We start from the raw sequence: 7,723 nt of genomic DNA on the forward strand, positions 1-7,723 counted from the left end.
CTGCACCGCCACCGTCGCGCGATACGCCGCCACAGACTCTTCGCGGTCAGCACGCGCCAGCCAGCGATAGCAGCCCGCACCCAACGCCACACCGATAAACCAGCTAAAGTTCGCCACCGCATGCAGTGAAGGAATAAAGCTGATCACCAGACAAATGCCCACCGACGGCAGCAGCGCAGCAATCGCTTTCGGATTGAAGCCGCCGCGATACCAGTAACGTCCTTTTGGCGTGTCATCAAACAGGTCGTCAACGTAAACTTTGCTGCGTTTAATCAGATAGAAATCAGCCACCAGGATGCCGAACAGTGGCCCAATAAACGAACCCAGAACATCCAGCGTGTAGTGGATCAATTCTGGCGACTGGAACAGGTTCCACGGCGTCAGTAACACCGAGCCGACTGCAGCAATCATGCCACCGGTACGGAAGCTGATTTTTTGCGGTGAGCAGTTAGAGAAGTCAAATGCCGGCGAGACAAAGTTCGCCACGATATTAATGCCGATGGTAGCGATAATCATGGTCAGCAGGCCAATCGCCACCGCCACGTCGTTACCGACCATGCTGACGGTCTCAATCGGATCGGTGATCATTCTGCCGAACAGCGATTGGGTACCGGAAACAATCACCACGGTGACAATCGAGAACAGCAGGAAGTTGAACGGTAAGCCCCAGCGGTTGCCGCGACGAATTTCGCCCATGCTTTTGCCGTAACGCGAGAAGTCACCAAAATTCAGCAGCGGACCGGAGAAGTAGGAGACCACCAGCGCGGTGGCGGTGATCATCTGCCAGGTTTGCTCGCCGGTGCTCAATTGCTTGCTGGCCAGCGTGAAGGAGATACCGTCAAAACCGGTTTTGTATACAATCCAGCCCGCCAGCGCCACCATCACCACATACACCGCCGGACCGGCGACATCGATAAAGCGTTTGATCGCGCTCATGCCGTGCCAGAACACCATCGCCTGCAGCAACCACATCACGCCGAAACAGCACCAGCCCAGCTGTGATAAGCCTAGCCAGCTGCTGTGCGTCATGCTGCTCAGGGTTGGGAAGAACTTCAGCAGCACCAGCATCAGCGCGTTGGCCGCCAGATAAGTCTGGATGCCGTACCACGCGAAAGCGATCAGCCCGCGAATAATCGCCGGGATATTCGCGCCGAATACGCCAAACGCCTGGCGCGAAATCACCGCGTAGGGCACGCCCGCCATCTGGCTCGGTTTGGCCACCAGATTGGCGCACAGCTGCACAATGCAGATGCCCACTAACAAGCACAGCAGCACCTGCCAGCTCGCCAGTCCAAGGGTAAAGAAGCTGGCGGCCACCACATAGCCGCCCATGCTGTGCACGTCCGACATCCAGAAAGAAAAGATGTTGTACCACGACCAGTTCTGGTCGCGCGTCGGCGCCAGATCTTCGTTACACAGGCGTGGACTGTATTGCGCGTTGGCTTCAGAGGCCACCGCAGAGGTCACTTCAGAATGATTTGGCATGAAACCTGCTCCTCTCTACATCATGGAATAATAATCACATCGTGAAACTGTATTGCAGGATCCAGGCCAGAATTGATTTCTTGTATACAAAAAATTAATTTCACGTATACGATGTGCAGCACACAGTCACTTACCGGAGCAGGTAATGAAGAGTGAAACAGGCCAGAAAACGGCTGCCGATCTGAACGATCGCGATGAACCTATCTATCAGGCGCTACTTACCGCCATCGTTGAGCATCAACTGCCGCCGGGCAGTAAATTGCCGGAAGAAGCCTTATCGGACGTCTTCGGCGTGAGCCGCACCGGCATTCGCAAGGTGCTGCAACGCCTCGCCGCGGTGCAAATGATCACCTTGTCGCCCCGACGTGGTGCACAAGTGGCGACGCCGGGCGTTGATGAAGCCCGCGACATCTTTGCCACCCGCAGTTTATTAGAGTGCGCCAATTTGCCGGCGGTGCTGAGCCACGTACAGGCGCCACACTTAGCAGCACTTGGCGTGCTAATTGAAGAAGAGCAGCAAGCACACGACCAGCACGATGGTGCCGCCGCGATTCGTCTCTCCGCCGCTTTTCATATTCAGCTGCAGGCGATCTCCGGGAACGAAGTGCTCACCGATATGGTGACGCGCCTGACGCAGCGTTCATCGTTGGTGATTGCCGCTTACGGTGCACCGTGGCAGCGCGGCTGCCGTTGCGATCATCACGATCGGCTGGTGGATCTGCTGCGGCAAAAAGATCTGCCGGCGCTGACGGCGGCGCTGCAGCATCACTTCGAACACATTGTTGCCAGCCTGCACTTTGAGCGCAGCGGCGAAACCTTGCCTGATTTCACCCGGTTATTTGCCGGTAACAAAGGAGCGGCATCATGAGCCTGATTCAGGTCATCAATCCCAACACCAGCTTAGCGATGACGGAAACCATTGGCGCCGCCGCGCGCGCCGTCGCCGCGCCGGGCACTGAGATTCTGGCGGTGTGTCCAACGCACGGCGTGGAGTCGATTGAAGGTCATTTTGATGAAGCCATCGCGGCAATTGGCGTGCTGGAGCAGGTGAAACGCGGTAAAGCGCAAGGCGTGAGCGGCCATATCATTGCCTGCTTCGGCGATCCGGGATTGCTAGCGGCGCGTGAACTGGCGAGCGGACCGGTGATTGGCATCGCGGAAGCGGCCATGCACACCGCCACGCTGCTGGCGACGCGCTTTTCGATTGTCACCACCTTGCCGCGCACGTTGGTGATAGCGCGCCATCTGCTGCAGCAATATGGCTTCACTCACCATTGTGCTGCGCTGCACGCCATCGATCTGCCGGTGCTGGCGCTGGAAGACGGCAGCGGTGTGGCGCAGGAGAAAGTCCGTCAGCGCTGCATTCAGGCCAAACGCGAAGATGGCAGCGGCGCGATTGTGTTGGGCTGCGGCGGCATGGCCACGCTGGCGCAGGATCTCACCAAAGAGCTGGGCATGCCGGTGATCGACGGCGTCAGCGCCGCAGTAAAAATGGTGGAGTCGCTGGTGGCGCTAGGCTTTGGCACCAGCAAGCACGGCGATCTCGATTATCCCCTCGAAAAACCGCTCAGCGGAGTCTTTCAGCACCTAAACTAACCACTGGTTGAGCGACAGGAACTTACAGAATGAATGATGTATCTGGAAAGAAAGAGTACAGCTTCAACAAAAACTATCCACGCGATCTGATCGGCTATGCCGGCAACCCGCCGCATGCGCAGTGGCCGGGCAAAGCGCGCGTCGCGGTGCAGTTTGTTCTTAATTACGAAGAGGGTGCTGAGAATAACGTGTTGCATGGCGACGCCGGTTCCGAGCAGTTTCTTTCCGATATTATCGGTGCGGCCAGCTATGCCGATCGTCATATGTCGATGGATTCGCTGTATGAATACGGCTCGCGTGCCGGTTTCTGGCGCATTCACAATGAGTTTCAAAAGCGCGGTTTGCCGATAACGGTGTTTGGCGTGGCGATGGCGCTGGCGCGTCATCCGGAGATCGTCGAAGCGATTAAAGCGGCGGATTACGACGTGGTGAGCCACGGCTGGCGCTGGATCCACTATCAGGCGATGGACGCCAAAACCGAGCGCCAGCACATGCAGCAGGCGGTGGACGTGTTAACCGATCTGTTCGGTAAAGCGCCAACCGGCTGGTATACCGGCCGCGATAGCCCAAACACCCGACGTTTAGTGGTCGAGCAGGGCGGTTTCAGCTATGACAGCGACTATTACGGCGACGATTTACCGTTCTGGACGCAGGTCACCTGCCAGGATGGCACGGTCAAACCGCATCTGATCATCCCTTACACGCTGGAGTGCAACGACATGCGCTTCGCCTCGCCGCAGGGCTTCAACACCGCGGAGCAGTTCTTTACCTATCTGCGCGACACCTTTGATGTGCTGTACGAAGAGGGCGAAACCGCACCTAAGATGATGTCGATTGGCATGCACTGTCGTTTGCTGGGACGTCCGGGGAAATTCCGTGGCTTGCAGCGCTTCCTCGATCACATTCAGCAGCATGAAGATGTGTGGGTGTGTACGCGTCAGCAGATCGCCGATCACTGGATCAAGACGCATCCGGCGCCAACATCCTGAATTTGTAGGGTCGCCATTTATGGCGACCGATTTATCCCGCTAACAACTTAACTCATCAAACTCACCTGCGCCGCGACAATCCGCCAGCCGCACGGCAATCGCACCCACGTCTGCTGCTGGCGTCCAATCTTCTCCACGCCTTCACGCGTAAATTCGGTGCTGCACACCGCATAGTCATCGCCAAAGGTGGTAATCACCGTATTACGTAACTCGCGTTCCAACCCTTTCGACGGACGCGCCGCGCGAAAAGCGCGAATCTCATCAATGCCATACAGATTCTCGCCCGCGCCCAAACGCACGGTGCGTTTGTCGTGCCAGAACAGTTCATCCAGCACCTCAACGTCATTGCTGATCAGCGCCTGCTCGTAGCGGTAAAAGGCGGCGGTGACTTCGGCGAGCACTGCCGGGCGATCGATATGTTCAGGTGTCATCTTCAGGCATCCATTAAGGTGGTTTGTGGCAGCGTCAGCCCTTGCTGTTGCAGCGCCCAGGCGGCGCGCAGTGCCAGATGTTCTTTAAACGGTGCGGCGATCAGCTGCAAACCGATCGGCAAGCCGCTGGCGGTTTGCAGTGGCACGGTGCAGACCGGTAAACCGAGGAACGAAATCGGTTGGGTCAGCATACCCATGCTGGCACGTGTCGGTAAATGCTGGCCGTTGATGTGAATGGTTTCCTGGCCGATGGTGGTGGCGGTGCAGGGTGTGGCGGGCGCAATCAGCACGTCGAACTGCTCAAACAGCGGCAGCACCTGCTGCTGGAAGTGACGGCGGAAACGCTGCGCCTGCACGTACCACGCCGAGGGCAGCATCGCACCGGCCAGCAGGCGCTCGCGCGAGTTGGGCTCGAACTGCTCGGGCTGCGTGCGCAGCATCGGCAAGTAGTGATTGCCGCCTTCTGCGGCGGTCATGATAAAGGCCGCCGAACGGGCGATCTCTGCATTCGGTAAAGTCACTTCGTCGATTGCCTGCAGTGCTTTAGCCGCAACGGCCACGGCGGCTCGCGCTTCTTCGCTGCACCAGGTTGAGAAGAATCCTCCGAGTACCGCGCTGCGCACGCCTTCTGCACCCTTGTTAAGCCCGGCGCTGACTGGCGCAATGGGCTGCGCGGCCTGGAAGGCATCGCTGACATCGGCACCTTGCAAGGTGTCGTACACCAGGCTCAAATCTTCAATCGAACGGGCAAATGGGCCGATGTGATCGAGGCTGGCGACAAACGGATGGCTGCCGCTACGCGATAAACGGCCAAAGGTCGGTTTCAGGCCGAAGATGCCGCACAGCGAAGCGGGCACGCGAATCGAGCCGTTGGTGTCGGTGCCGAGCGAGAAGTGCACCAAACCGGCTGCGACCGCCGCCGCCGAACCGCCGGACGATCCGCCCGCCACGCGGGTTAAATCGCGCGGGTTGTGCGTTGCGCCATAATGAGTGTTTTCGGTGGTAAAACCGTACGCATAGGCATCCATATTCAGCATGCCGGAGAGCAGCGCGCCAGACTGACGCAGTTTGCTCACCGCCCATGCATCCTCGCGTGCCGCCGCGCGTTCGCTGAACAGGCTGGCTCCGGCTAAGGTGCTGTGTCCGGCGACATCAAACAGGTTTTTCACTGCGTAAGGAATGCCGGCCAACGGCGGCAAGGTTTCGCCGCGCTGGCGCTGCTGATCGATCTGATCGGCTTCGCGCAGCATGCGCTGACCGGTGACTTCGGTCCAGGCGTTGATCGCCGGATTATGCTGTTCAATCGCCGCCAGCGTATGTTGCGCGATATCGCGGGCGCTGATCTCGCCCTGGCTCAGCGCCTGTTGCAACGCGTTAATTGATAAAGACGACAGTTTCATGGATGAAACACTCCCGCCACTTCCAGCCGGTCGTCGAGCGGCAGCGCCATCAGCGGCTCGGCCATTGCGGCGATGCGGTTGAACTGCGTCAGCAGCTCGGCGCGGCGCGCATCATCCAGCTCCAGCGCCAGAATCTGCTCCATTTGGGCGATATAGGTGGCCCAATCCGGTTGTGAACTCATCAATAATCTCCGTTAGAAACCGGCGGCGCTGCCGTTGCTGCGCGGATCGAACGCGCCTTCCAGCATGCCGTTGTTGTGTCTGACGATCGCGCCTGCATGGCCGACCACTTCACTAAAATCGGGCAGCAGTTCAACCTCATGGCCGAGTGCGCGCAGCTGCTGCACCGTTTCCGGTGCGATGCGCGCTTCAAGCTTAAGCGAATCGGATGATTGTCCCCACGTGCGACCCAGCAGCCAGCGCGGTGCGCTCACCGCCTGTTGCAGCGGATGCCCCTGAATCACGTGACGGGTGAAAATCGCCGCCTGGGTTTGCGGTTGACCGTCGCCGCCCATCGAACCGTACACCATGGTGCGACCATCTTTGAGGCGCGCGGCGGCGGGATTAAGCGTGTGGAACGGCTGTTTGCCCGGCTGCAGCGCCAGCAAATGATCGGGTTGCAGGCTGAAAGCCGCACCGCGGTTTTGCCAGGTGATGCCGGTGTCAGGCAGCACCACGCCGCTGCCGAATTCGTGATAAACGCTCTGGATGAATGAAACGGCCAGCCCGCTGCTGTCCATCACGCCCATCCACACGGTGTCGCCCGGTCCGCGCCCGGTGCCCCACGCAGCCGCTTGATGATCGTCCACCTGCGCCGCCAGCGTGCTGAGATGTTCAGCATCCAGCAGGCTCTGTACATCAATGTCGATGTGGCGCGGATCGGTGATGTGTTTGTCGCGCAGCGCGAAGGCTTTTTTGGTGGCTTCGACGATGCGGTGCACGGTTTGTGCTTCATTGGCGTCAGCCATATTAAGTCGATCGGTAATGCCGAGGATCGCCAACGACACCAAACCCTGCGTTGGCGGCGTCATGTTCCAGATATCGCCTTCACTGTGCGCCAGATGCAGCGGCGTGCAGCGGCGGGCTTTATGCGTCTGCAAATCTTCCAGCGTGATTGGCATCCCCAGCGCGCTCATTTCGCGCGCCAGATGGTGCGCCAATTCACCGCGATAAAAACTCTCGAGTCCGTGATCGCACAGCATGCTCAGCGTGTTCGCCAGCGCCGGTTGGGTGAAGCGGCTGCCTGCAACCGGCACGCTGCCGTCCGGTAAAAAGGTGGCGGCAAAACCGGGTTGATGCTGCAACTCATGCTGTTTGGCGGCGGTAGCGGCGGCTTGCGAGGCGGTGACCGGAATGCCGTCGGCGGCGTAGCGAATCGCATCGCGCAGCAAGCGGGTTAATGGCAGCGGCGTAGCGCCGAGTTCCTGCGCCAGCGTCAACGCTTCCTGCCAACCGCTCACGGTACCCGCAACGGTTAAGGCGGCTTTGGGTCCGCGATGCGGAATATGCGTTTCGCCGTGGTAGAAATCGAGATGCGCCAGTGAACCGGCCGCGCCGCTGGCGTCAATGGCGATGGGATCGCCGTTTGGCGGTACCACCAGCCAGAAGCCGTCGCCGCCCAAACCGTTCATGTGCGGGTAAACCACGGCGATAGTGGCTGCGGCGGCCACCATCGCTTCCAGCGCATTGCCGCCTTCGCGCAGCACCGCTAAGGCGCTTTCGCTGGCGAGATGATGTGGCGTAACGGCCATGCCTAACGGCGCCATGTTGCTCTGTATCATAGTGAACTCTTTTTCTGGGTACGTGGTTAATAGGAAGCAAG

At 59.2% G+C, this 7,723-nt stretch carries 8 protein-coding genes; 3 read left to right on the forward strand and 5 right to left on the reverse strand.

Translation table 11 applies throughout. The annotated features are described in order from the left end of the window. A partial coding sequence (locus RTY00_RS15485) for an NCS1 family nucleobase:cation symporter-1 (protein ID WP_312665048.1) occupies nucleotides 1–1,485 on the reverse strand: 1,485 nt, incomplete at its 3' end. Between the two features lie 145 nt (nucleotides 1,486–1,630). Here RTY00_RS15485 and RTY00_RS15490 point away from each other — a divergent pair. From RTY00_RS15490 to puuE, 3 genes are read left to right on the forward strand one after another with little or no spacing between them, the layout of a single operon-like run. Further along, nucleotides 1,631–2,353, forward strand: coding sequence for a GntR family transcriptional regulator (locus RTY00_RS15490; RefSeq protein WP_008105218.1), 723 nt, complete (start codon nucleotides 1,631–1,633; stop codon nucleotides 2,351–2,353). Then, complete coding sequence (gene hpxA / locus RTY00_RS15495) at nucleotides 2,350–3,081, forward strand: allantoin racemase (protein ID WP_312665049.1); 732 nt, start codon at nucleotides 2,350–2,352, stop codon at nucleotides 3,079–3,081. The genes RTY00_RS15490 and hpxA overlap by 4 nt, the downstream gene beginning before the upstream one ends. A 29-nt stretch (nucleotides 3,082–3,110) precedes the next feature. Continuing rightward, nucleotides 3,111–4,070: an allantoinase PuuE gene (gene puuE / locus RTY00_RS15500; protein ID WP_312665051.1), complete on the forward strand. Its 960-nt coding sequence runs from the start codon at nucleotides 3,111–3,113 to the stop codon at nucleotides 4,068–4,070. A gap of 47 nt (nucleotides 4,071–4,117) precedes the next feature. Here puuE and hpxZ read toward each other — a convergent pair whose 3' ends face one another. The 4 genes from hpxZ to RTY00_RS15520 are packed head-to-tail and all read right to left on the reverse strand — an operon-like array spanning nucleotide 4,118 to nucleotide 7,682. Then, nucleotides 4,118–4,501: an oxalurate catabolism protein HpxZ gene (gene hpxZ, locus RTY00_RS15505; protein ID WP_008105221.1), complete on the reverse strand. Its 384-nt coding sequence runs from the start codon at nucleotides 4,499–4,501 to the stop codon at nucleotides 4,118–4,120. Between the two features lie 2 nt (nucleotides 4,502–4,503). Beyond that, nucleotides 4,504–5,901, reverse strand: coding sequence for an AtzE family amidohydrolase (locus RTY00_RS15510; protein ID WP_312665052.1), 1,398 nt, complete (start codon nucleotides 5,899–5,901; stop codon nucleotides 4,504–4,506). Beyond that, on the reverse strand, nucleotides 5,898–6,083 hold the full coding sequence (gene hpxX, locus RTY00_RS15515; protein WP_061723592.1) for an oxalurate catabolism protein HpxX: 186 nt from the start codon (nucleotides 6,081–6,083) through the stop codon (nucleotides 5,898–5,900). The genes RTY00_RS15510 and hpxX overlap by 4 nt, the downstream gene beginning before the upstream one ends. Before the next feature lie 12 nt (nucleotides 6,084–6,095). Further along, nucleotides 6,096–7,682 carry a gamma-glutamyltransferase family protein gene (locus RTY00_RS15520; protein WP_312665053.1) on the reverse strand — a complete coding sequence of 529 codons (1,587 nt, stop codon included), beginning with the start codon at nucleotides 7,680–7,682 and terminating at the stop codon, nucleotides 6,096–6,098. Between the last annotated feature and the right edge of the window lie 41 nt (nucleotides 7,683–7,723).

The organism is Pantoea sp. CTOTU49201 (genome assembly GCF_032054795.1).
Classification (GTDB): domain Bacteria; phylum Pseudomonadota; class Gammaproteobacteria; order Enterobacterales; family Enterobacteriaceae; genus Pantoea; species Pantoea symbiotica.